This window comes from Pseudarthrobacter cellobiosi (genome assembly GCF_023913755.1).
Classification (GTDB): domain Bacteria; phylum Actinomycetota; class Actinomycetes; order Actinomycetales; family Micrococcaceae; genus Arthrobacter; species Arthrobacter cellobiosi.
Genome location: NZ_JAMXBJ010000050.1, coordinates 630,621 through 653,341 on the forward strand (window position 1 = coordinate 630,621; position 22,721 = coordinate 653,341).

The following is a 22,721-nucleotide window of genomic DNA, read 5'->3' on the forward strand; positions in this document are numbered from 1 at the left end:
GCCCGCATGAGCGCCTCCCTGGAGCAGGCAGTCCACGCTGCGCTGGCCACCGTGATCGATCCTGAGCTCCGCCGTCCCATCACGGAACTGGGCATGGTGGAGTCTGTGGATGTCGCTGCGGACGGCCGGGTCAGGCTGGCTGTCCTGCTGACCATCGCGGGCTGCCCCCTGCGCGGGACCATTACCGCAGACTCCGAGAAGGCGCTGTCCGCAGTTCCGGGCGTGACCGCCGTCGAGGTTGAACTGAAAGTGATGAACCAGGCCCAGCGGGACGCCCTGAAGGAACAGCTCCGCGGCGCCTCCGGGCAGCGCGGGATTCCGTTCAACGAGCCGGGGTCCCTGACCAAGGTGTTCGCGGTGGCAAGCGGCAAGGGTGGTGTGGGCAAGTCATCGCTGACCGTCAACCTTGCCTGCGCCCTGGCCGCCCAAGGCCTCCGTGTGGGCATTGTGGACGCCGACGTCCATGGCTTCTCGGTTCCGGCCCTGATGGGCATCACGCAGGCGCCCACCCGGGTGGACGACATGATCCTGCCGCCGGTGGCCTACGGCGTAAAAGTGATTTCCATCGGCATGTTCGTCGCCGGAAACCAGCCGGTTGCCTGGCGTGGGCCGATGCTCCACCGGGCCCTGGAACAGTTCCTGACGGACGTCTACTTCGGCGACCTCGACGCCCTGTTCCTCGACCTGCCTCCCGGCACCGGTGACATCGCGATTTCGGTGGCCCAGTTGCTGCCGAAGGCTGAGATCCTGGTGGTCACCACGCCCCAGGCCGCAGCTGCCGACGTCGCCGAGCGCGCCGGTGCCATCGCCACCCAGACAGGTCAGACGGTGGCCGGCGTTATCGAGAACATGTCATACCTGGAAATGCCCGACGGCGAGAGGATGGAGCTGTTCGGCAGCGGCGGTGGGGCGGTCCTCGCCGAACGGCTCACGACGACGGTGGGCACCGATGTGCCGCTCCTGGGACAGATTCCGCTGGACATCCTGCTGCGGGAAGGCGGCGACGCCGGCACGCCCATCGTGCTTGGCCGGCCAGAAACTCCGGCGGCCATTGCTTTGACCGAAATCGCCGGAAAACTTGCTGCCAGGCCCAGGGGCCTGACAGGGATAAAACTGGGCCTGCAGCCGCGTTAACGCAGCGTTGCCCACCAGAGGCGACGGGGGCCTAGGTGGCTTCGGTATCGAACGGGGCGGGTTCGCCCGGAGGCAGCGACTGGACTACACGTTCCGGACGGGAGGGAGCCGTCCCTCCTGTGGCAACCGCCCCTGCACCGGCAACCGCAGCCACCGCTGCTGGCGCTCCAGCACTGACGGACTTGGTGTCGTCGTCGAGGAGGGCTTCCTTGATGATGCGCCGCGGATCGTACTGGCGGGGATCGTATTTCTTCCAGTCGACATCGTCGATGTCGATGCCGACTTCTTCCTTGATCTGCTCCCGGGCACCGGAGGCCATCCGGCGGACTTCCTTCACGAGATTCGCAAGTTTCTGGGTGTATTCGGGCAGGCGCTGCGGACCGATCACCAGAATGCCGATGATCAGCAGGAGGAAGAACTCCGGGCCGTTGATTCCAAACACTTTAGGAAGATTACCCTCTCAGGAGCCCCGCTGACGATTCCTGCCCGCCAGCGTCGCAAAGTGCCTGCATCAGGGAGCCAGCATCTCCCCGAGTTTGCGGATTCCCCGCTCCAACCGGGCCCCGGGAGAGTCGTCCGCTGCGGTCGTCGGGGAGTCGGCAGGCGCCGTGCTGACACCAGCGTTGATTCCTTCTACGGCGAGGACGCTGAGCCGCTGCAGCACTGGAACGGCGTCATCAGCCTGCTCCGCCGGGAGGTCGGACTCAACCGTGAAAATGCCTGCCGAGGTCTCTACGGTAGCCGTCCAGGGCGCCTGCCTGCTGACCAGCAGCTTCCCCTTGTTCTGACCGGCGATCTGTTCGGAGTTCTGCTGGGCGTCCTGACCCGACTGCTTCTCGGCGTCCGCGGGATGCTGTTCCACGATGGTTGCATAGTGTTGCCCATCGGTCAGGTGCATTTCCACCGCCGGCCGCCCATTCAGCGTTATGGCATTGGCGCTCCGGACGTGGAAGCCGAGTGACGCCAGTTCCGGACAGACCCAGCCTTCAGAGCGTAGGGCCAACAATTGCGGAGCACTGATCTCCCTGCCGTCGGCCGGTAGCTGGGCCGTATGCTGCACCAGGCTCCCGCTGATGGCCGTTTGGGCGACAGGCAGGCTGTCCCCCGCCAGCGCAAACGCGCTGACGGCAAGAATTCCAGCGGCTGCGGCTGTCCCGCCGGCTGCGAGTGCCAGGACCCTCGCAGCCCGGTACTGGCTCGGGGCTGGCTCGGCCGCTGCCGCCAGCAGCTGCGTCCTGACCAGCAGCCGGGCCGTCAGGTCCTCGCTGGCAGGCGGCACGGCCGCGTCACGGAGCCGCTCGATGTACTGGCGTTCACGCTTCAGCGCCGCTGCACATTCTGCGCAGGTCTGCACATGGTCGGCACCGCGGTGATGCCGGCGGCCGAATGGGTTCTGGGGCGTCATGGTGCCGATCAGAGGATGCTGGCGATGCGCGGCAGCGAAAGCTTCGGCTTGCGTCCTTGCTGAGGCCTGGGATCGCGGTGGGCCAGCTTTTCGCGCAGCATGGTCCGGCCCCGGTGGATACGGGAACGGACGGTGCCCAGTTTGACGCCGAGGGCAGCGGCCACTTCGTCGTAGGACAGGCCTTCCAGGTCGCAAAGCACGACGGCGGCGCGGAAGTCCGGGGGCAGCTCTTCCAAGGCAGCCTGCACATCGAGGTCCAGGTTGTTCAGTTCAAAGCTCTGTTCCGGTCCGGGCTCCCGCCCGGGGATCCGGGATTCGGCGTCATCGGCCAGCGCGTCAAACCGAATGCGGGTTTTCCGGCGCGCCTGGTCCAGGAACAGGTTGGTGGTAATGCGGTGCAGCCAGCCATCGAGTGTCCCCGGCTTGAAATTCTCCAGTGACCGGAAGACGCGGACGAACACCTCCTGGGTGAGGTCCTCGGCGTCGAACTTGTTCCCCGTCAGGCGGTACGCCAGCCGGTAGACCTTGGCGGAGTGGTTGGCCACCACTTCCTCCCAGGTGGGCCTGATCCATACAGCGGCGGAATCTTGCGCCGCAGGGACAGGTGCCATACCTGATGCTGACATCGTCCACTCCCGTCGTGGATTGCTATCGCCCGGATACTGTTGACATCTCTGGTTCGGCGCCGATCACCTCATGGATGACCGGATATCCATCATTTCAAAGTTGGCTGGGAATTTCCTGACCGGGGCGGTTCTTCAGCCAGAGGCACAACGATTCCCTTCCGCGGCTGGCACCCCCGCACACAGTAGGCTGTACTAAACACTCCCCTGCCGCCCAGAAAGCGAATCACATGAGCGCCGACAAATCCACGAGCTGGTCCTATGCAGAAGATCTGCCCGCAGAGGATGAGGTTATGCTTCGTGCCAGGGAGCGCTCCTTCGAACTGGGCGTGACGCCCATCGGCGCAGGTGTTGGTGCGGTCCTGACGGTGTTGGCTGCGGGTTCGAAGGCTCAGACCGCCGTCGAAATCGGCACAGGCGCAGGTGTCTCGGGGGTTTGCATCCTGCGGGGGCTCGGACCGCAGGCCGTGCTGACCACCATCGACGTGGACGTCGAACATCTGAAGGCGGCACGTGAAGCCTTTTCGGAGGCCGGCAGTCCGGCCAACCGCACCCGTACTATTTCCGGCCGCGCCGGGGATGTCCTGCCGCGCCTGACCGACTCCGCTTATGACCTGGTGTTTGTCGACGCCGACAAGCCCGGCCTGCCCGGCTACGTGGAACAGGCCGTCCGGCTCCTGAAGGCCGGCGGGCTGCTCATCATCAATGACGCACTGGACAAGGACCGCGTGGCCAACCCGGCCGTCCGGGAGTCCAATACGGTGGTGCTCCGCCAGGTGGGCAAGGCAATCCGCGACGACGACCGCCTGGCGTCCGCGATGCTTCCCACGGGCGACGGCCTGCTGGTCGCGGTTAAGAAGTAGATCCACAGGAAATAAGCCAGGGTCCGCAGCCGGTTGGCTGCGGACCCTGGCCCTGCGGGATTATTCGGCAACGCCGAACAGGATTATTCAGTCACGCCGACGAGGCATTCCTTGAGGTTGGCCGCCTCCGCAGCGTTCAGTTCCACCACAAGCCGTCCGCCGCCTTCGAGCGGTACGCGCATTATCAGGCTGCGGCCCTCTTTGGTGACTTCCATAGGGCCGTCGCCGGTGCGTGGTTTCATAGCCGCCATGAGGAATTTCCCCTCCATTTAGTCCCAGGACATATCAGCCCGGATGGGCTGTGTCCGCATGGTCAAATCAAGCCGCTATGGCGGCCCGTACTGATGCCGCCATGGCTGAACATTTCTGAATGCTTTTTGTCCCTGCTTACTTACTATTATCCCGTAATGACCCGCACGTAGCTAATCGATGGACATTTACGGCCGCGTCGGATTCCCCAATCCACCGGCCAGGCGCCGCCCGCGATCACGGCGGATAATCGCCGCCTCCCGGAAGCTGCGCCCAAGCCCACAGCCAGACGATCCACACGATCTGGAGCAGGACAAACATTGTCAGGACCGTGCCGCGGTATGCCTTCGACCGGGACAAGAGCGCGGCAGCCAGGGCCAACGGGAACAGCGGGAGCAGCATCCGGAAAGTACTGGTCTGGGGGTGGAGGAACACCAGGAGGTAGCCCATGTAGCAGGCGCACCACAGGCGCATTTCCACACCAAGCCGGACCACCGGCGGGGAGAACAGCAGGAGCGCAAAGAGGCCCGCAAAGACGAATGGCGCCACGATCCCCAGGACGGGGCCAAAGAGGTCGACGCCGGCGTCGAACCAGGGCTTGAAGGGCACCAGGTCACGGCCGCGCCACACTGTTTCGGTTTTGGTATACGCCTCAATATCTCCGGTGGCGGCCCAGGCCGCTGCCGGCCACAGCAGTGCCGAGGCCCCGCACACCACGGTTAGGCCCGCCAGGGAGGCCAGCTCCCCGAGGCTGTGGGTGCCCGGCCGCTCCTCGCGCCCCCGTTCGACCAGTCGCCAGAGGAAGAGAAGCCCCACCATGGCGGCAAAGGGAACGCCCACGGGTCGGGAGAGGCACAGCAGCAGGACCACCGGCATGGCAACGAAATAATGACGCCTGATGACGAGCAGCAGGGCGGTGGCCAGCAGGAAAACGGTCAGCGGCTCCGCGTACGGGACCTGGAGAATGGCGGACACCGGAAAGGTCGCGAAGAATGCCACGCCCCAAAGCGCCGCAGTGTGCGAAGCCTTGTGCCTGAACAGGCAGTACAAAACCAGCGCCGCACCCAACCCCGCCAGCATGGCGACGACCGTCAGCGCCGCGGCAGGGCTGATTCCGGTCAGGCCTGCGAGCGCACGGCCCAGGGCCGGGAAGAGCGGATAGAAGGCCCACGCATTTTCCTGCACGTTGCCGGCGGCATCCGTTGGAAGCGGTGAGGGATAACCGTCGGTGACGATCCGGCCGTACCATCGCGCATCCCAGATATTGATGAAGTTCCAGTAGTCAGGGACGGCCGGAAACCACGGGTTGGGCCCTTGGTGCAGGGCTGCTGCCATAAAGATGCAGGCGCTGACCAGCCGGGCAATGGCGTAGAGGGCGGCAACCTGCAGCCACCAGGGCCAGCGTTGGACCGCCCACATGGCGCGGGCGCCGAATGCGGTGATCAACGCCGTCGGGCCCGTCCGGTCCCCCGTGTCAGTGCTCAACGCCGGCCTCCGGGCGCGCCGCCCGTTCCGTTTCCAGCAGCCGTGCCCGGAGCCTGCCCATTTCTTCGTCTTTTGCCGCGATCTGGTCCCGCAGTTCGTCGAGGACCTGGTCCACCTGGTCCATCCGGTACCCACGCAGGCCGAGGGAGAAGCGGACCCGGTCGACGTCGGCAGGTGCAGCGTCCGCGGGCAGCAGCACCGGCGGAAGGTTGGCGGGCGGCTGCCCGAACCCCGGGTAGAGAATCGGATTCTCCGGGACCTCGGCGCCCGTGGCCGGTTCACTGCCCCGGCGGAGGCTGCGCTGAATGCCGCGGCGGCCACCGGCGCCTGCCCACAGGGTGGCGGCGATCAGCACGATGGCGAGGTAGACCAGGAAAAAACTCACAGCACCCATCGTGCCAGATATGGGCCGGCAGCCTATTCGGGCCGTTGCTCGCCGTTGGTGGGAACCGGGGGCGTCCCGTGCAGCACCAGTTGCACCGCTTCGGCGGGATCGTCCACCACCTGGATGAGGTCCAGGTCCTTTGCGGAGACCATTCCCTCGGCCACGAGGGTGCCCTTGATCCATTCGATCATCGGCCCCCAGAAGTCGACGCCGAGGAGCACGATCGGGAAGGAGGTCACCTTCCGGGTCTGGACCAGGACCATGGCTTCAAAGAGTTCATCCAATGTCCCGAGGCCGCCGGGAAGAACGATGAATCCCTGGGCATATTTGACGAACATGGTCTTCCGGGCGAAGAAGTAGCGGAAGTTGATGCCGAGGTCCACCCACTGGTTCAGGCCCTGCTCGAAGGGCAATTCGATGCCCAGGCCGACGGACACGCCGTTGCCTTCCACGGTGCCGCGGTTGGCGGCCTCCATGGAGCCCGGACCGCCGCCGGTGATGACGGCCACGCCCGCGGCTGCCAGCTTCCGGCCTACTTCCATGCCCATTTCGTAGTACGGGCTGCCGGGCTTGGTGCGCGCCGAGCCGAAAACACTGACGGCGGGCCCCAGATCGGCAAGCGCGCCGAACCCCTCGACGAACTCGCTCTGGATCCGGAGGACACGCCAAGGGTCTGAATGGACGAACTGTCCTGCGCCTTTGGTATCAAGCAAATGCTGGTCGGACATTTCCACAGCCGCCTGCTTGCGACGGAGTTCAAGGGGCCCCTTACGGCGCGGCTGGGAAGTTTTGGCCGGATCTGCGTTGATGCTCATCCCCCAAGGCTAATGCCAACGCCAGCGTGCCTGTGGCAGGTATCTCTTGAATCACGATCCGCGCGAACTTAGCGTGATTCACCTCCTAACCAGCCAATGTTCGCTAGATTCTTCTTTATGACTACTCATGTGCCCGGCGATGCGCTCGTCTCCCTGAATGGTGTGAATAAGCATTACGGTCAGTTGCACGTTTTGAAGGACATCAATCTCCACGTCCGTAAGGGCGAAGTGGTGGTGGTCATTGGCCCGTCAGGCTCAGGAAAGTCCACGTTGTGCCGTGCCATCAACCGTCTGGAAACCATCGAAGGTGGCACCATCAGCATTGATGGAAAGGTGTTGCCGGAGGAGGGGAAGGAACTGGCCCAGCTCCGCGCCGACGTCGGGATGGTCTTTCAGTCCTTCAACCTCTTCGCGCACAAGACCATCCTTGAGAACGTGACGCTTGGTCCCATCAAAGTCAAAGGCGTTGCCAAGGCCCAGGCCGACAAGGAAGCCATGGCATTGCTGGAGCGCGTGGGCGTGGGTCACCAGGCCCCCAAACTCCCGGCGCAGCTCTCCGGCGGCCAGCAGCAACGGGTGGCCATCGCCCGCGCCCTGGCGATGAAACCAAAGGTCATGCTCTTTGATGAGCCCACCTCTGCGCTGGACCCCGAGATGATCAACGAGGTCCTCGACGTCATGATCCAGCTGGCCAAGGAAGGCATGACCATGGTTGTGGTCACGCACGAAATGGGCTTCGCCCGGAAAGCCGCCGACCGCGTGGTTTTCATGGCGGATGGCCAGATCGTGGAGGATGCCAAGCCGGAAGAATTCTTCACCAACCCGAAGAGTGACCGCGCGAAGGACTTCCTGTCCAAGCTGCTCACCCACTGATTTTCCATCAACGAACACACACTCCAGTTCGCACCCAGGCCGTGACCCACGGCCGATCAATGAAAGGAATGTCATGAAGGCATTTATGACCCGCCGGAAGTCGTTCTTCGTGGCGGCTACTGCTGCCCTGGCGTTGTCCCTGAGCGCATGTGGCGGCACCACCCCCGGCACCACCAGCGATCCCACTGTTGCCGACAAGCCGACGTTTGCCGCCGGCACCACCATGGCCAAGCTGTCCGCCGCAGGCACCATCAAGATCGGCACCAAGTACGATCAGCCGCTCTTCGGCCAGGTGGGCCTGGACGGCAAGCCGGTGGGCTTCGACGTCGAGATGGGCAAGCTGATCGCAGCCAAGCTGGGCATCGCTGCGGACAAGATCGAATGGTCAGAGACTGTCTCAGCCAACCGCGAACCCTTCATCGAGCAGGGCAAGGTGGACCTTGTTATTGCCACGTACACCATCAATGACAAGCGCAAGCAGGTTGTCAGCTTCGCGGGCCCGTACTACGAGGCCGGCCAGGCGCTGATGGTGAACAAGGACAACACGTCCATCACCAAGCCTGAGGACGTCGCAGGCAAGAAGGTCTGCTCCGTGACCGGTTCCACCCCTGCCGCGACGATCGTGGACAAGTACAAGGCCGAGCTCGTACCGGCAGCCACTTACTCCGCTTGCCTTGAGCCGCTGCGCAACAAGCAGGTCGAAGCGATCACCACGGACAACGTGATCCTGGCCGGCTTTGTGGACAAGGAACCGGATGCCTTCAAACTGGCGTCGGATCAAACCTTCACCAAAGAGCCGTACGGCATTGGCCTGAAGAAGGACGACACCGAGTTCCGCAACTGGATCAATGACCAGCTGGAGGCGTTTGGCAAGGACGGGTCCTACAAGAAGGCCTGGGAAGCAACGGCGGGTGCGGTCATCAAGACCGCCCCTGAACTTCCCGCCATCAACCGCTACTAGGTAGCAACGGCGGCTTCCGGGGAATTCGTTGAACGCGTTCCCCGGAAGCCGCCAGCCTGCTTTTTGACCCCCTACGCCCAGAGCCGAAGGATCCTATGGAAGTCATCATTGAAAACCTCCCCCTTTATTGGGAAGGCCTTCTCCGCACCCTTTTCCTGTCCGTCGTCTCCGGGATCATCGCCCTTATCCTCGGAACACTCCTGGCGGCAGCCCGCGTTTCCCCCGTTGCGGCCCTCCGGGGATTCAGCACCGTCTACGTGGAAATCCTCCGGAACACCCCACTGACCATTGCTTTCTTCTTCGCGGCGATCGTCCTGCCCCGCCTCGGCGTGACCTTCCAGCAGTTCGAGGTCGCAGCGATCATCGCCCTCAGCGCCTATACAGCGGCCTTCATCGCTGAAGCCGTCCGCTCAGGCGTTAACAGCGTCCCGCTCGGCCAGGCTGAGGCCGCGCGCAGCATCGGCATGAACTTCGGCCAGGTCCTGAATCTCATCATCCTGCCGCAGGCGCTGCGGACCGTGATCCCGCCGCTGATCAACATCCTGATTGCCCTCGTCAAGAACTCGTCCGTCGCCGGCGCGTTCTTTGTCCTGGAACTGTTCGGCTACGGCCGCCAAATGGCCAACGCCAACGGTGACCAGGTCATGGCAGTACTGCTCGGCGTAGCGTTCTTCTATCTGCTCCTCACCATTCCGCTGGGCATCCTTGCCAGCACGGTGGAACGAAAGGTGGCGATTGCCCGATGACTTCAGTCCTCTACGACGTTCCCGGCCCCAAAGCGCGCCGGGTCTCGCTGATTGGTTCCGTGGTTGGAACCGTGCTGATCCTGGGACTTCTGGCATGGATTGGCATGACTCTCGCCCAGCAGGGCATTTTTGAAGGTCGCCGCTGGGCGATCTTCACCCGGGGCGATGTCTGGACGCTGCTCGCCAATGGCCTCGGCGCAACGCTCAGCGCCGCCGCCCTCGCGGCAGTGATCGCGTTCCCCCTTGGCCTGATGTTCTGCCTGCTGCGCATCTCGCTGGTCGCCTGGATCCGGATTCCCGCCCGCGTGGTCCTGGAGTTCCTGCGCGGCATGCCGGTTGTGCTGATGATGCTCTTCGTCCTGCTGGTGTTCGGGACGAGTTCCTTCGTCGCAGTGGTGGCCGGGCTGGTCCTGTACAACACCGCTATTTTCGCGGAGATCATCCGGGCGGGCATCCAATCACTGCCGAAGGGACAGCGGGAGGCGGGCCTGACCATCGGCCTGACCAGTTTCCAGTCCCGGATGCTCATCGAGCTGCCGCAGGCTGTCCGCCGTATGATGCCGTCGCTGGTTGCCCAACTCGTGGTGCTCCTGAAGGACACCTCCCTGGGCTACATCGTGGCGTACGGCGAACTTCTGCGTGCAGTGCAGGTCATGGCGGACTTCCTCGGGAACGCGTTCCTGTTCCCCATCTTCTTTGTGGCTGCCGCCATCTACATTGTGATCAACATCTGCGTTTCCCGGCTCGCAATCTGGATCGAGCGCCGGGGTTCCAAGAAGGCAGCCGGTGGAGTTGCTCCGGCGCCAACCGCAGTGGTCGCACCGGAACTGCCGGACTTGCCGGAACGCAAATAGCAGCACGCGCGCACACGCAAAAGGTCCGGAACCCTTCAGGGGGTCCGGACCTTTTGTGTGGAGCCTGTTGTTGGCTCTTTTACCTTTCGCCGCGGCTACGTGGCGAGCCAGCTACTAAGTGCCCGCAGGCATTCCCGGATGGCGTCGGCGTCGACGTGCTCGTTGTCCTTGTGGGCCAGCAGCGGATCGCCGGGGCCGAAGTTCACTGCCGGGATCCCCAGTTCGCTGAAACGCGCGACGTCGGTCCAGCCGTATTTCGGTTTCGGCTCGGCTCCGACGGCGGCCACGAAGGACGCGGCGGCCGGGTGGTTCAGTCCCGGGCGCGCACCGGCGGCGGCGTCCGTGCGGACCACAGCGAAGCCCGCCAACAGTTCGCGCACATGCGCCTCCGCCTGGTCCGGCGTCTTGTCGGGGGCGAAGCGGTAGTTGATTTCGACGACGCAGCGGTCGGGGATGACGTTGCCGGCCGTGCCGCCATTGATCTTCACGGCGTTGAGGCTCTCGCGGTAGTCGAGGCCGTCCACGTTGATGGTCCGCGGCTCGTAGGCTGCCAGCCGGGCCAGGATGGGTGCCGCTGCGTGGATGGCGTTGCTGCCCATCCACGCACGGGCAGAGTGTGCTGCCTCGCCCACCGTCGTGGCCTCAAAGCGGCTCGTGCCGTTGCAGCCACCCTCGACGGTGCCATGGGTCGGCTCCAGGAGGATGGCAAAATCGCCGCCCAGGAGGCTGCCGTGGTTGCGGACCAGGCGGCCCAGTCCGCTCTTGACCGCTTCCACTTCCTCGTGGTCGTAGAACACGAAGGTGACGTCCCGCTGGGGCGCCGCGCCGCCGTCGAACATTGTGGCCGCCAGCGCGAGCTGCACGGCGACGCCGCCCTTCATGTCCGTGGCTCCTCGTCCGTAGAGCACGCCCTCCCCCGGGATGCCTGAATCCCAGGTAGACGGTACGGTACCGCGCGCGCCTTCAGCAACCGGCAACGGCACGGTGTCCAGATGTCCAGCGAGGATAACGCGTTCCGCCCTGCCGAGTTCCGTGCGCGCGATGATGGCGTCACCGTCGCGGACTACCTGGAGTTCCGGGATGGCCCGCAGCGCCACTTCGACGGCGTCAGCCAGTTCCGTCTCATTCCCGGAGACACTGTTGATGTCCATCAGGGCGGCCGTCAGCACGGACACGTCCTGGCGGAGGTCCAAAGGAACGGTGGTCGGTTCAGGCGCGGTCTCGGCAGTCACGTTGCCAGTCTAGTTCGAACCCGATGCCCGCCTCTCGCTAGACTGGGGGCATGACTGAGACCGCTACCTCCGCCGCGCCCAACGACCAGAACGCAACTTCCGAAGCCCGCTCCGCCTACGGCTTCGGGCTGGCAACCATCGCCAGTGCCACGGGCAAGGAAAATGCCCAGGCCACCGTCCTGGACGTCTGGTTCCCCACGCCCGCGCTTGGCGTTGCGGCACAGAACCTTCGCGCTGTGGAGAATGCGGACGAAACCCTGGTCCAGCTCGCCGCCAGCGGTACCGACGCGGACCGCGGGACCGAGCAGAAGGTGGTCTTCGTCCAGATCAACCTTGACGAAGCTCCGGCCGACACTGCCGACGCATACCTCCGGCTGCACCTGCTCTCCCACCGGCTGGTCCGGCCCAACACGATCAACTTGGACGGCATCTTCGGCAAGCTCCCCAACGTGGTGTGGACCAACTTCGGCCCCGCCGCGGTGGAAGGCTTCGAACTGACCCGCGCCAAGCTTCGCCGCCGTGGTGCCGTCACCGTCTACGGCGTGGACAAGTTCCCCCGCATGGCGGACTACGTGGTGCCCGCCGGCGTCCGGATCGCCGACGCCGACCGCGTCCGCCTCGGTGCCCACCTCGCCGAAGGCACCACTGTGATGCACGAAGGCTTTGTGAACTTCAACGCCGGCACCCTGGGCGCCTCCATGGTGGAAGGCCGCATCTCGGCCGGCGTCGTCGCCGGCGACGGCAGTGACGTGGGAGGCGGCGCGTCGATCATGGGCACCCTCTCCGGGGGCGGCAAGGAAAAGATCGTCATCGGTGAGCGCGTCCTGCTCGGCGCCAACTCCGGCGTCGGCATCAGCGTCGGCGATGACTCCGTGGTGGAGGCAGGCCTCTACGTCACCGCTGGAACCCGTGTGCTCGTTCCCGGGCCCAAGGACGAGGATGGCGAGGACACAGCCAAGATCGTGAAGGCAGCCGAGCTGTCCGGCGTCCCCAACCTGCTGTTCCGGCGCAACTCCACCACCGGCGCCGTCGAGGTGTTGCCGCGCAAGGGCCAGACGGTGGAACTCAACGACGCCCTCCACGCCAACTGACCCGTCGGTGGCACGTGGACGCAGTTTCGTTCGCCCCACCGTGCTGCTGCTTACCCTGGCGCTGGCGGGCGCCGGTATCTACACAGCGGTCTCCTTCCTGCAGCGCTCCGAAACCCTGGTCTCGGAGCGCTGCACGGCCGACGTCGGGGCCCAGAGCGCTGAGCTTGCAACGGACCAGGCGGTTAATGCCTCACTGATTACGGCGGTGGCGGTGCAGCGTGGGCTGCCTCCCCGGGCAGCCAGCATCGCCCTTGCCACCGCCATGCAGGAATCCAAGCTCCGCAACATCGCCCATGGCGACCAGGCCGGACCTGACTCCCGCGGACTCTTCCAGCAACGGCCCACGCAGGGGTGGGGATCCGAGACCCAGGTCATGGACCCGTACTACGCTGCCAATGCTTTCTACGATGCCCTCGTAAAAATTCCAGGCTACGAGTCCCTGGAAATCACTGACGCCGCCCAGCGTGTCCAGCGCTCGGCCTACCCCCTCGCCTACGCCCAACACGAAGATATGGGCCGGTCCTTCGCGTCCGGCCTGACCGGCCAGACGCCCGCCTCCGTGCTGTGCACTTTGCGTGCCCCGCAGGAACCGGGCATCCCCGCCGCCGTCGAGTCCGAGCTAGCCCAGGCGTACGGGCCGCTCGCCATCACCACTGAAAATGAATCGCTCGTGGTGGCAGCTGACGGCACCCAGGCCTGGTCCGTGGCGCAGTGGGCAGTTGCCAACGCCAAGGGCATGGCGGTGACGCGCGTGGATGTGGCCGGCCGGAGCTGGGACCGGGAGGTTCAGGGCGGCTGGCGGGAATCCGACGCGCCCGTTGGCCAGGTCCGCATTACGGTGGCACCGGCCGGCACCGGCAGCTGACGGCCCGGTACTGATGCCCGGATGCTGACCGCGCCGCTCAGACCAGGATGTCCACCACGGGCTGGACGTAGCTGCGGAAGAGCTCCGGCGCGGACATGAGGTTATGGCTCATGATGATCTTGTCCGGCTCCAAATACCACGCCCGCTGTTCGTTCAGAGGCAGTTCGATGATGGTCAGGGTGAAGTCCCGTGCCCCCCGGCCGACCTCCAGCAGGCGGTCATCCACCATGTCGCCCAACAGCTGGTCCGAACCGCTGGCCACCCGTTCTGCTTCCAGCCGGACGTACTCACTGCGGCGCTCCCGTGCCCAGGTCAGGGCGGACCCGAAATGCGCCTGCAGGACGCGCTGGAGGGCCGGGGAATTTCCGAATTCCCCAAAATCCGGCGGGGACAGCTCCGGTGACGTCTGAGGGTGCGCCTTCAGCAGCTGCTCCCACCAGGCTTCCCATTCGGTCTTGAGTGCGCTCAGCCCGCCGACGTCGGAGGTGAGATGCGAGTGGTCGGCATGGCGGATCTTCGGCGCGGCATGCGACAACGCGGGGTGGCCGGCGCCGTCGAGTCCTGCCGCATCACGGACAAAGAGCGCGATCATCAGAGGCCCGGACGTATCCGTAGTAACCTGCCAGCCGGAACCACCTGTGTGATGCATCCCTACTCCTCCTGTGGCCTGCCTGTACCGGCCTGACCCGCCGGTTCCGCTCCCCCGGCTCCCAGTCTATTCCCGATGCCACCGGACGGTAATGTCAGGCGGCCAGGCTCTTCAGGTGCCGGTCCAGGACGTCATGGCACATCTGTGCCGTCATCCAGGCGGGCTGCAGGAGGGCGTGCATGCACAGCCCGTCCAGCGTAGCCAGCAGCCTCTCCGCCTCGACCGCCAGAGACTGCTGCCCGTCGCCGTCGTCCGGTACCAGGGCGGTGATGACCTGCCCGACGACGGCGGCCACCTCCCGGTGGCTCCGATCGGCCTCGGCCGCGAGGAAGGGGCGGATCCTGGCCGCGTTCTTGAAGGCCATCCACACACAGGCGTCCACGGCCCGTTCCTCGTCTAGCGGCAGAAATTCACTCAACAGGGTTAAAACCGCCTCGCGATGCGGGCCGGTCCCGGGTTTACTGGCGGCCATAGCCCGCAACGCCGCGGTGAGCCGGCCCGTGATCCGGTCCACAACGGCAGCAAAGGAATGGCTGAGCAGTTCTTCACTGCCGGCGAAGTAGTGCCGGACGGAGCCCACGGCGAGGCCTGCTTCGTCCGCCACCTCCCGCAGTGACGCCCGCTCGAGGCCGTCGACGGCGATGATCCTGAAGACCGCTTCAACGATCTCTGCACGCCGGGCTTCGGCATCAACAATTTTGGGCACCCCCATTATTTAGCACACCCGTGCTTAAATCCACGCATCCGCGGAATTGGGATAGCGTGGGGGCATGAAAATTCTGGTCACAGGTGGCACCGGGTACATCGGTTCGCACACAGTCTTGTCCCTGCAGGAAGCCGGCCACGATGTGGTGGTGATCGATAACCTGGTGAACTCCAGCGAGGAGTCACTGCGCCGGGTATCCGAACTCAGCGGCAAGACCGCCGAATTCCACAACGTGGACCTGGTGGACGAAGCCGCAGTGGAAGGCGTCTTTGCCGCCCACACGATCGACGCAGTGATCCACTTTGCCGGGCTCAAGGCCGTGGGTGAGTCGGTCCGCGAACCGCTCAAGTACTACTACAACAACCTCGTGGGCACGCTGAACCTGATCCGGGTGATGGACCGCCACGACGCCCGCTCCATCGTCTTCAGCTCCTCCGCCACCGTGTACGGTGAGCACAATCCCATCCCCTATGTGGAAAAGATGGAGATTGGCGCCAACAACCCCTACGGCCGCACCAAGGAACAGATCGAGGACATCCTCGCCGACCTGGGCGCTGCTGACACCCGTTGGCACATTGCCCTGCTGCGCTACTTCAACCCGGTGGGCGCACACCCGTCCGGCCGCATCGGCGAGGACCCACAGGGTATCCCCAACAACCTGGTGCCCTTCATCGCCCAGGTGGCCGTGGGACGCCGCGACAAGCTCATGGTGTTCGGCGGGGACTACGAAACCCCTGACGGCACCTGCCTGCGGGACTACATCCACGTCGTCGACCTCGCCGAAGGCCACGTGGCAGCCCTCAACCACGTCGCGGACCGCTCAGGCGTCTACCGCTGGAACCTTGGCTCCGGGAAGGGCTCCTCCGTGCTGGAGGTCCTGCGGTCCTTCGAGAAGGCCGTGGGCCAGCCCATCCCGTACGAGATCACCGGACGCCGCGCGGGAGACCTTCCGGCGTTCTGGGCCGACGCCACCTCCGCCCTGGCCGACCTGAGCTGGTCCACCACCAAGACGGTGGACCAGATGTGCGAGGACCACTGGCGCTGGCAGAAGAACAACCCCCTGGGTTACAAGTCTTAGCATCGATTGCTCCGTAACGGCCCTTTAGGACGCTCAAAACGGCCGTTACGGAGCAATCGATGAGAGTACGACGGCGGCCGGTCACCTTCGCGGAGAAGGTGACCGGCCGCCGTCGTTATTCAGGGAGAGCCGGTGGGGATCTAGCGGACCGGGTAATCGCGCTCGGGCTCGCCGATGTACAGCTGGCGCGGTCGGCCGATCTTGGTGTTCGGGTCGCTGATCATTTCACGCCACTGGGCGATCCAGCCCGGCAGGCGGCCGATCGCGAACAGCACGGTGAACATCTTCTCCGGGAAGCCCATAGCCTTGTAAATCAGGCCGGTGTAGAAGTCCACGTTCGGGTAGAGCTTGCGCTGGATGAAGTAGTCATCGTTCAGCGCTTTCTCTTCCAGGCGCATGGCGATCTCGAGCAGTTCGTCGTTGCCGCCGAGCTTGCTGAGGATCTCGTGGGCCGTGGCCTTGACGATCTTCGCGCGCGGATCGTAGTTCTTGTAGACGCGGTGTCCGAAGCCCATGAGGCGGACGCCGTCTTCCTTGTTCTTGACCTTCTCCATGTAGTCCTCGGGCTTGGTGCCGTCGGCCTGGATCTGGCGGAGCATCTTCAGCACTGCCTCGTTGGCGCCGCCGTGGGCGGGGCCGAAGAGGGCGTTGATGCCGGCCGACACGGATGCGAAGAGGTTGGCGTTGGAGGAGCCCACCAGGCGCACGGTGGAGGTGGAACAGTTCTGCTCGTGGTCGGCGTGCAGGATCAGGAGGAGATCCAGCGCCTTGGCGATGACCGGGTCCACTTCGTACTGCTCGGCGGGAAGGCCGAAGCTCAGGCGCAGGAAGTTCTCCACGAGGTTGTGGGAGTTGTCTGGGTACAGCATGGGCTGGCCGATGCTCTTCTTCAGGGCGTAGGCGGCGATGACCGGCATCTTGGCGAGCAGCCGGTACGTGGAGACCTCGACCTGCTCGGCGTTGAAGGGGTCCAGCGAGTCCTGGTAGAACGTGGACAGCGCCGACACGGCCGAGGACAGCACGGGCATCGGGTGGGCGTCACGCGGGAAGCCGCTGAAGAAGCCCTTGAGCTCCTCGTGCAGCAGGGTGTGGTGACGGATGCGCTGGTCGAAGGCTTCCAGCTCGGTGGGGCTGGGCAGGTTGCCGTAGATCAGCAGGTACGAAACCTCGAGGAAGCTGGAGTGCTGTGCCAGCTGCTCGATGGGGTACCCGCGGTAACGCAGGATGCCCGCATCACCGTCGATGTAGGTGATAGCGGAAGTGGTTGCTGCGGTGTTCATGAAGCCGGGGTCAAAGGTGACTGCGCCCGTCTGCTTGAGCAGCTTGGAAACGTCGTAGCCTTCGTTTCCTTCAACAACCTGGATGCGCGGGAGCTTGAGCTCGCCTCCTGCATGGTGCAGGGTTGCGCTGTTGGTCTCAGTCATGGAGTCCCCTTCATGAGGCGCGTGGGCCTCTGTCGAAAGCTTGATCCAACATCCGGTGAGCCGTGGCAGTGACCCTGTTCATCCAGGAATCCAACACCCGGGCTGCCTTCTTGTAGAAAGCCACCATTGATAGTCACTTAAAAAGTACCGCCCGATTGCGGGTGTCACTAATCGGAGGCGTGCGAAACCCCCGTAAAATGCCGCCTTTGTGGTGCGAGTCACATGATTGTTACGGCGTCGTGGCCAGTCTGGCCACTGCGGCGTCAATCCGTTCATCCGTGCCCGTCAATGCGACACGCACAAACCCGTTGCCGGCCTCGCCGTAAAAGACGCCCGGCCCCACAACGATGCCTCGCTCAGCAAGCCGGGCCACGGTGTCCCAGGTGCTCTCTCCGGCGGTGGACCAAAGGTACAGTCCGGCGTCGGAATCCCTAATCTCCAGCCCAAAGCCCTGCAAAGCCGGCACCAAGCGCTCCCGGCGTCCGCGGTACAGGTCCTTCTGGGCCTGGACGTGGGTGCCGTCGCCCAACGCAACCCGCATTGCTTCCTGCACCGGGTAGGGGACGATCATGCCGGCATGCTTGCGGCTGTTGACGAGGTTGGCCATGATGGCCGGGTCACCGGCCACAAACGCTGCGCGGTAACCTGCCACGTTGGACTGCTTGCTCAGCGAGTACACGGCCAGAAGGCCCTCGTGGGACCCGCCGGAAACGCGCGGATCCAGGATGCTGGGCACGGGCTCGCCGCCGCGCTGTGCGTCCCACGCGCCCCACCCGAGTTCGGCGTAGCACTCGTCCGAGGCCACCACGGCGCCCAGTTCGCGGGCCTGCGCCACAATCGCTTTGAGGGACTCAACATCCCTGACGCTTCCCGTGGGGTTGCCCGGGGAGTTTACCCAGATCAGCCGCACGCGTGCGCGGGTGGCATCGTCCAACTCGTCGAGGTGGTCGGTAGCGACAGAGGTGACGCCGGCGAAAGTAGCCCCGATGTCATAGGTGGGGTAGGCAACCTTGGGGCGGACGACGACGTCGCCCGGCTTCAGCCCGAGCAGGAGCGGCAGCCACGCCACCAGTTCCTTGGAGCCCACGGTGGGCATAACGTTCTTAGGGTCCAGGCCGGGGACACCGCGGCGCCGCTCGAACCACGCCACAATGGCTTCCCGCAACGGAACGGTGCCGTGGACCGTGGGGTATCCCGGGGCGTCCGCGGCGGCCCTGAGGGCATCCTGGATCACAGCGGGAGTGGGGTCGACGGGCGTGCCGATCGACAGGTTCACGGCCCCGCCAGGGTGCTCAGAGGCTTTGGCCAGGTACGGTGCCATGGCCTCCCACGGGTAGTCGGGCAGGCTCAGGCCAAAGCTGTTCACGGCTGCGGTCAACGCGATGCCCGGCTCAGCGGTCTTGGTTCTGCAGCGGCAGGGCGGCGATCATCGGGTGGTCCTTGCCCGTGTTGCCCACCTTGGCGGCGCCACCGGGCGAGCCCAGGTCATCGAAGAATTCGACGTTGGCCTTGTAGTAGTCAGCCCACTCTTCGGGAGTGTCATCCTCGTAGTAGATGGCCTCCACCGGGCATACCGGCTCGCAGGCACCACAGTCGACACACTCATCGGGGTGGATGTACAAGGAACGCTCACCCTCATAGATGCAGTCAACGGGGCATTCCTCGATACATGCCTTGTCCTTGACATCTACACACGGCTGCGCGATTACGTACGTCACGTCCCTTGCCTCTCCACGATATTTCCCGGCAGTGGCCGGCACTTGAATCCGGCACCGGCCGGACTATTGACTTCTGAGCCTATTATCTCCCAGCCCGTCCACGCGAACCTAGCCGGCCGCCTTAGTATGAACTGGTGAGTCCCGCCCAGCCTACGCCCCGAGAATTTCTGGCCACCGCCGCGCCCGGAACACGGGTTGTAGTCCGTTACCGGATCGACGGCGGCCTGACCGACGCCCTGGGGCACCTGGTGGCCACTGACGACGGCGGCTGCACAGTCCGCACGCGGAAGGCCGACGTCGTGATCCCCCTGGACCTCGTGGTGGCGGCCAAGGAAGTGCCGCCGGCGCCCGAGCGCCGCCCAGCCCGCGTCCGCAACTGACACTCCCCTGACACAAAAGAAACTGCCGGCACGACGGCGGGGTTCCCGCCTGCCGTACCGGCAGCTTCAGTGACGTGCTATTCAGGACTAGGCCTTGGCGCGTGCCCGTGTGGACTTGGCGCGTTCGCTGGCGTCCAGGATGAGCTTCCGGATCCGGATGGACTCCGGGGTCACCTCAACGCACTCGTCTTCGCGGGCGAATTCCAAGGATTCTTCCAGAGTCAGGTTGCGCGGCGGCGTCATGTTCTCGAAGGTGTCCGAGGACGCCGCACGCATGTTGGTGAGCTGCTTTTCCCTGGTGATGTTCACGTCCATGTCATCGGCGCGTGAGTTCTCGCCAACGATCATGCCTTCGTAAACCTCGGAGGTGGGCTGCACGAAGAATGACATGCGTTCCTGGAGCTTGATCATCGCGAACGGGGTGACCACGCCAGAGCGGTCGGCCACGATCGAACCGTTGGTGCGGTACTCGATGGGGCCGGCCCACGGCTCGTAGCCCTCGGCGATGGAGGAAGCAATGCCGGCACCGCGGGTGTCGGTGAGGAACTTGGTGCGGAAGCCGATCAGGCCACGGGCCGGAACGATGAACTCCATGCGGCACCAGCCGGTGCCGTGGTTGGCCATGTTGGTCATGCGGCCCTTGCGGGCTGCCATCAGCTGGGTGACGGCACCGAGGTACTCTTCCGGCACGTCGATGGTCATGTGTTCCATCGGCTCGTGGATCTTGCCGTCGACGGTCTTGGTGACAACCTGCGGCTTGCCGACAGTCAGTTCGAAGCCTTCACGTCGCATCTGCTCAACCAGGATGGCCAGCGCCAGCTCGCCACGGCCCTGGACTTCCCAGGCGTCGGGACGCTCGGTGGGAAGAACCTTGATGGAGACGTTACCGATCAGTTCCTTGTCCAGGCGGTCCTTGACCTGGCGGGCCGTGACCTTCGCACCCTTGACCCGGCCGGCCAGCGGCGAGGTGTTGATACCGATGGTCATGGAGATCGCGGGATCGTCCACGGTGATCAGCGGCAGCGGCTGCGGGTTGTCAACATCAGTCAGGGTCTCACCAATGGTGATTTCCTCGATACCGGCAACGGCGACGATTTCGCCCGGACCTGCAGACTCGGTGGGAACACGGTCCAGCGCCTTGGTGGCCAGCAGTTCGGTGATCTTGACGTTCTTGAGCTCTCCGTTGGCGCGGGCCCAGGCAACGGTCTGGCCCTTGCGCAGGGTGCCGTTGTAGATGCGCAGCAACGCGAGGCGGCCCAGGAACGGGGAGGCGTCCAGGTTGGTCACGTGTGCCTGGAGGACACCGTTCGGGTTGTACGTCGGGGCCGGGATGTGCTCGATGATGGTCTTGAACAGCGGCTCAAGGTCCTCGTTGTCCGGAGCGGAGCCATCGGCGGGCTGGTCCAGGGACGCGCGGCCCACCCTCGCTGCTGCGTAGACAACCGGAACTTCAAGGATCTTGTCCAGGTCCAGGTCCGGAACTTCGTCGGCGAGGTCCGAGGCGAGGCCCAGGAGGAGGTCCATCGACTCGTGGACAACTTCCTCGATGCGGGCGTCGGGGCGGTCGGTCTTGTTGACGAGGAGGATCACCGGCAGGTGCGCGGCCAGGGCCTTGCGCAGCACGAAGCGGGTCTGGGGCAGCGGGCCCTCGGAGGCGTCAACGAGGAGTACAACGCCGTCCACCATGGACAGGCCGCGCTCTACTTCGCCGCCGAAGTCGGCGTGGCCGGGGGTGTCGATGACGTTGATGGTGATGGTTTCACCGTTGGAGGACGGTCCGTTGTAGGCCACGGTGGTGTTCTTGGCCAGGATGGTGATGCCCTTTTCGCGCTCCAGGTCACCAGAGTCCATGACGCGGTCTTCGAGGTGGTTGTGTTCGGCAAAGGAGTTGGTCTGCTTGAGCATGGCGTCGACCAGAGTGGTCTTGCCGTGGTCAACGTGGGCCACGATCGCGACGTTGCGGAGGTCACTGCGTGATGCAGTGGCTACCGCGGTGTTGGTGGTGGTTTCAGACATGCGTGATTGCTCGATTCAGTGGTGAAGTCAGCTGTTGTATCGCGACATTTCCAACCGGAACGCACGACGGATTAGCCCAATAACACAGGGCTCCTTCCCTCATTCTAAACGCTGAGCCTATTGTTGGCCTAAAAATCTTGGACCGGCCCAGTCCCGCCGGGATGGAAATCCTGCGCGCCACAGCTTCAGAAGTGACCAAACTCACTGGATTTTTGTGACTTGATGCCCCATCATTGCTGTGATAAGCGACAGCAAGCCCGGAGAACCACTGATGCGAAAAGCCTCGGCTCTGACCCGCTTTGTCGCCTCCGGAATCGCGGTAGCCGCGCTCTTGGGCGGCTGCGGACAGACCCCCCAAGCCAGCCCGGGTTCCGGCGTGCCATCCCCGGCGCAGGCGGCCGCGGCCGGTGCCTACCAGGCCCGCGGTGGCGATCCGATCGGCCTGCCTCCCGGTTCTGTGTACCGCAACCCGGCCAGCGGCCGTGACGAGGTGGTGGTGCCGGACATGCGGCACACTGCCCTCCTCATCGGCGATTCCCAATCCGAGCCCCCTGACGGCTGGCCGCGTCTTGGCCTTGCCGCCGTTGGGTACAAGGTCCACTTCTGCGGTCTCGGCGGAACGGGATTCGTGGCGTCCAACGGCAAGACGGGCAACTACATCGACGCCTTGCAGCGCGGTGACTGGAAGCTGCCGTACGGGACGCCCGCGCTGATCGTCATCCAGGGCGGCGGCAACGACGCCGCGCGCGGCGCTACCGATGCCCAGATCGTGGCCAACGCCGACCGGCTGATCGACGCACTGAAGGACCGCTACCCAGGCGCCAGGATGGCCATGATCGGCACCCTCGCCCGCGGCGCCAACTACGGCGGCGGGCGCAGGACGCAAGTGGACACGCTGCTGGGCACGGTGGCGGCCCGGCACGGCATGCCTTTTGTGGGCGTGGGCGACTGGCTGTCGAAATACAACCTCGCGAAGAACCTGGCAGATGCCGTCCACATGGATGCCGCAGGCCGCAGGTCACTGGGCGGGCTGCTTGAAGCCAGGCTTAGGCAGCTGGGGCTCGAAAGCCCCCCGCTGGGCGTCACAGTCCCGGTGGCAGCCTCCGCACCCACCCCAGCGGACTGATCAGTCTCTTAAAGGATGGAGCCGGCGCCCTGAAGGCACCGGC

Annotated in this window: 25 protein-coding genes; 11 read left to right on the forward strand and 14 right to left on the reverse strand. The window is 64.8% G+C overall.

Annotated elements, in window-relative coordinates:
- The first annotated feature begins 6 nt into the window (after positions 1-6).
- Positions 7-1,134, forward strand: a complete 1,128-nt coding sequence (locus NG696_RS20465; RefSeq protein ID WP_252567415.1) for an Mrp/NBP35 family ATP-binding protein — start codon at positions 7-9, stop codon at positions 1,132-1,134.
- A gap of 31 nt (positions 1,135-1,165) precedes the next feature.
- Here the strand turns inward: NG696_RS20465 and NG696_RS20470 are convergent, their stop codons facing one another.
- From NG696_RS20470 to sigE, 3 genes are all read right to left on the reverse strand, one after another.
- Entirely contained in the window at positions 1,166-1,576 is a 411-nt protein-coding gene (locus tag NG696_RS20470; RefSeq protein ID WP_252567417.1) for a twin-arginine translocase TatA/TatE family subunit, read from the reverse strand.
- Between the two features lie 69 nt (positions 1,577-1,645).
- Entirely contained in the window at positions 1,646-2,539 is an 894-nt protein-coding gene (locus NG696_RS20475; protein WP_252576568.1) for an anti-sigma factor, read from the reverse strand.
- Between the two features lie 8 nt (positions 2,540-2,547).
- Entirely contained in the window at positions 2,548-3,165 is a 618-nt protein-coding gene (gene sigE / locus NG696_RS20480; protein WP_252576569.1) for an RNA polymerase sigma factor SigE, read from the reverse strand.
- Positions 3,166-3,392: 227 nt separating this feature from the next.
- Between sigE and NG696_RS20485 the strand changes: the two genes are divergently transcribed.
- Positions 3,393-4,025 (forward strand): O-methyltransferase, encoded by a 633-nt coding sequence (locus NG696_RS20485; protein WP_056343985.1) that lies wholly within the window; start codon positions 3,393-3,395, stop codon positions 4,023-4,025.
- An 83-nt stretch (positions 4,026-4,108) separates the two neighbouring features.
- Here the strand turns inward: NG696_RS20485 and NG696_RS20490 are convergent, their stop codons facing one another.
- From NG696_RS20490 to NG696_RS20505, 4 genes are all read right to left on the reverse strand, one after another.
- Positions 4,109-4,276, reverse strand: coding sequence for a DUF3117 domain-containing protein (locus NG696_RS20490; protein ID WP_009357720.1), 168 nt, complete (start codon positions 4,274-4,276; stop codon positions 4,109-4,111).
- A 235-nt stretch (positions 4,277-4,511) separates the two neighbouring features.
- On the reverse strand, positions 4,512-5,693 hold the full coding sequence (locus tag NG696_RS20495) for a putative hexosyltransferase (protein WP_252567660.1): 1,182 nt from the start codon (positions 5,691-5,693) through the stop codon (positions 4,512-4,514).
- A gap of 55 nt (positions 5,694-5,748) precedes the next feature.
- A complete protein-coding gene (locus NG696_RS20500; RefSeq protein WP_252576570.1) occupies positions 5,749-6,153 on the reverse strand; it encodes a DivIVA domain-containing protein in 405 nt (134 codons plus the stop codon).
- Between the two features lie 23 nt (positions 6,154-6,176).
- Entirely contained in the window at positions 6,177-6,959 is a 783-nt protein-coding gene (locus NG696_RS20505) for an LOG family protein (RefSeq protein WP_252567425.1), read from the reverse strand.
- A gap of 117 nt (positions 6,960-7,076) precedes the next feature.
- Between NG696_RS20505 and NG696_RS20510 the strand changes: the two genes are divergently transcribed.
- From NG696_RS20510 to NG696_RS20525, 4 genes are all read left to right on the forward strand, one after another.
- On the forward strand, positions 7,077-7,832 hold the full coding sequence (locus NG696_RS20510; protein ID WP_104062136.1) for an amino acid ABC transporter ATP-binding protein: 756 nt from the start codon (positions 7,077-7,079) through the stop codon (positions 7,830-7,832).
- Positions 7,833-7,905: 73 nt separating this feature from the next.
- Complete coding sequence (locus tag NG696_RS20515; protein ID WP_252567427.1) at positions 7,906-8,793, forward strand: glutamate ABC transporter substrate-binding protein; 888 nt, start codon at positions 7,906-7,908, stop codon at positions 8,791-8,793.
- Between the two features lie 95 nt (positions 8,794-8,888).
- Positions 8,889-9,539, forward strand: a complete 651-nt coding sequence (locus NG696_RS20520) for an amino acid ABC transporter permease (RefSeq protein WP_056343998.1) — start codon at positions 8,889-8,891, stop codon at positions 9,537-9,539.
- Entirely contained in the window at positions 9,536-10,393 is an 858-nt protein-coding gene (locus NG696_RS20525) for an amino acid ABC transporter permease (RefSeq protein ID WP_252567428.1), read from the forward strand. Before NG696_RS20520 ends, NG696_RS20525 begins: the two co-directional genes overlap by 4 nt.
- A 95-nt stretch (positions 10,394-10,488) precedes the next feature.
- On the opposite strand, the gene dapE is transcribed toward NG696_RS20525, so the two are convergent.
- Complete coding sequence (gene dapE, locus NG696_RS20530) at positions 10,489-11,625, reverse strand: succinyl-diaminopimelate desuccinylase (RefSeq protein ID WP_252576571.1); 1,137 nt, start codon at positions 11,623-11,625, stop codon at positions 10,489-10,491.
- A gap of 50 nt (positions 11,626-11,675) precedes the next feature.
- On the opposite strand from dapE, the gene dapD reads away from it, so the two are divergent.
- Positions 11,676-12,716 (forward strand): 2,3,4,5-tetrahydropyridine-2,6-dicarboxylate N-succinyltransferase, encoded by a 1,041-nt coding sequence (gene dapD / locus NG696_RS20535; RefSeq protein WP_252576572.1) that lies wholly within the window; start codon positions 11,676-11,678, stop codon positions 12,714-12,716.
- Positions 12,717-12,723: 7 nt separating this feature from the next.
- Positions 12,724-13,581, forward strand: coding sequence for a transglycosylase SLT domain-containing protein (locus NG696_RS20540; protein ID WP_374211269.1), 858 nt, complete (start codon positions 12,724-12,726; stop codon positions 13,579-13,581).
- Between the two features lie 37 nt (positions 13,582-13,618).
- Here NG696_RS20540 and NG696_RS20545 read toward each other — a convergent pair whose 3' ends face one another.
- Positions 13,619-14,230 carry a hypothetical protein gene (locus tag NG696_RS20545; RefSeq protein WP_252576574.1) on the reverse strand — a complete coding sequence of 204 codons (612 nt, stop codon included), beginning with the start codon at positions 14,228-14,230 and terminating at the stop codon, positions 13,619-13,621.
- A gap of 94 nt (positions 14,231-14,324) precedes the next feature.
- On the reverse strand, positions 14,325-14,936 hold the full coding sequence (locus tag NG696_RS20550) for a TetR/AcrR family transcriptional regulator (RefSeq protein WP_252576575.1): 612 nt from the start codon (positions 14,934-14,936) through the stop codon (positions 14,325-14,327).
- Positions 14,937-15,000: 64 nt separating this feature from the next.
- On the opposite strand from NG696_RS20550, the gene galE reads away from it, so the two are divergent.
- Positions 15,001-16,014 (forward strand): UDP-glucose 4-epimerase GalE, encoded by a 1,014-nt coding sequence (galE, locus tag NG696_RS20555; RefSeq protein ID WP_252576576.1) that lies wholly within the window; start codon positions 15,001-15,003, stop codon positions 16,012-16,014.
- A gap of 140 nt (positions 16,015-16,154) precedes the next feature.
- Here the strand turns inward: galE and NG696_RS20560 are convergent, their stop codons facing one another.
- The 3 genes from NG696_RS20560 to fdxA all read right to left on the reverse strand — a co-directional run bounded on the left by NG696_RS20560 (position 16,155) and on the right by fdxA (position 19,156).
- Positions 16,155-17,438, reverse strand: a complete 1,284-nt coding sequence (locus NG696_RS20560; RefSeq protein WP_252567441.1) for a citrate synthase — start codon at positions 17,436-17,438, stop codon at positions 16,155-16,157.
- A gap of 229 nt (positions 17,439-17,667) precedes the next feature.
- Positions 17,668-18,816 (reverse strand): succinyldiaminopimelate transaminase, encoded by a 1,149-nt coding sequence (gene dapC / locus NG696_RS20565; protein ID WP_256472356.1) that lies wholly within the window; start codon positions 18,814-18,816, stop codon positions 17,668-17,670.
- Positions 18,817-18,829: 13 nt separating this feature from the next.
- Positions 18,830-19,156 (reverse strand): ferredoxin, encoded by a 327-nt coding sequence (gene fdxA / locus NG696_RS20570; protein WP_252567443.1) that lies wholly within the window; start codon positions 19,154-19,156, stop codon positions 18,830-18,832.
- Between the two features lie 134 nt (positions 19,157-19,290).
- On the opposite strand from fdxA, the gene NG696_RS20575 reads away from it, so the two are divergent.
- On the forward strand, positions 19,291-19,536 hold the full coding sequence (locus tag NG696_RS20575; RefSeq protein WP_248759736.1) for a putative acetyltransferase: 246 nt from the start codon (positions 19,291-19,293) through the stop codon (positions 19,534-19,536).
- Positions 19,537-19,623: 87 nt separating this feature from the next.
- On the opposite strand, the gene typA is transcribed toward NG696_RS20575, so the two are convergent.
- Positions 19,624-21,552, reverse strand: a complete 1,929-nt coding sequence (typA, locus tag NG696_RS20580) for a translational GTPase TypA (protein ID WP_104062125.1) — start codon at positions 21,550-21,552, stop codon at positions 19,624-19,626.
- A 271-nt stretch (positions 21,553-21,823) separates the two neighbouring features.
- On the opposite strand from typA, the gene NG696_RS20585 reads away from it, so the two are divergent.
- The gene (locus tag NG696_RS20585) at positions 21,824-22,678 is read left to right on the forward strand and encodes an SGNH/GDSL hydrolase family protein (protein ID WP_252567447.1); all 855 of its coding nucleotides are present in this window, start codon (positions 21,824-21,826) and stop codon (positions 22,676-22,678) included.
- Positions 22,679-22,721: the final 43 nt, after the last annotated feature.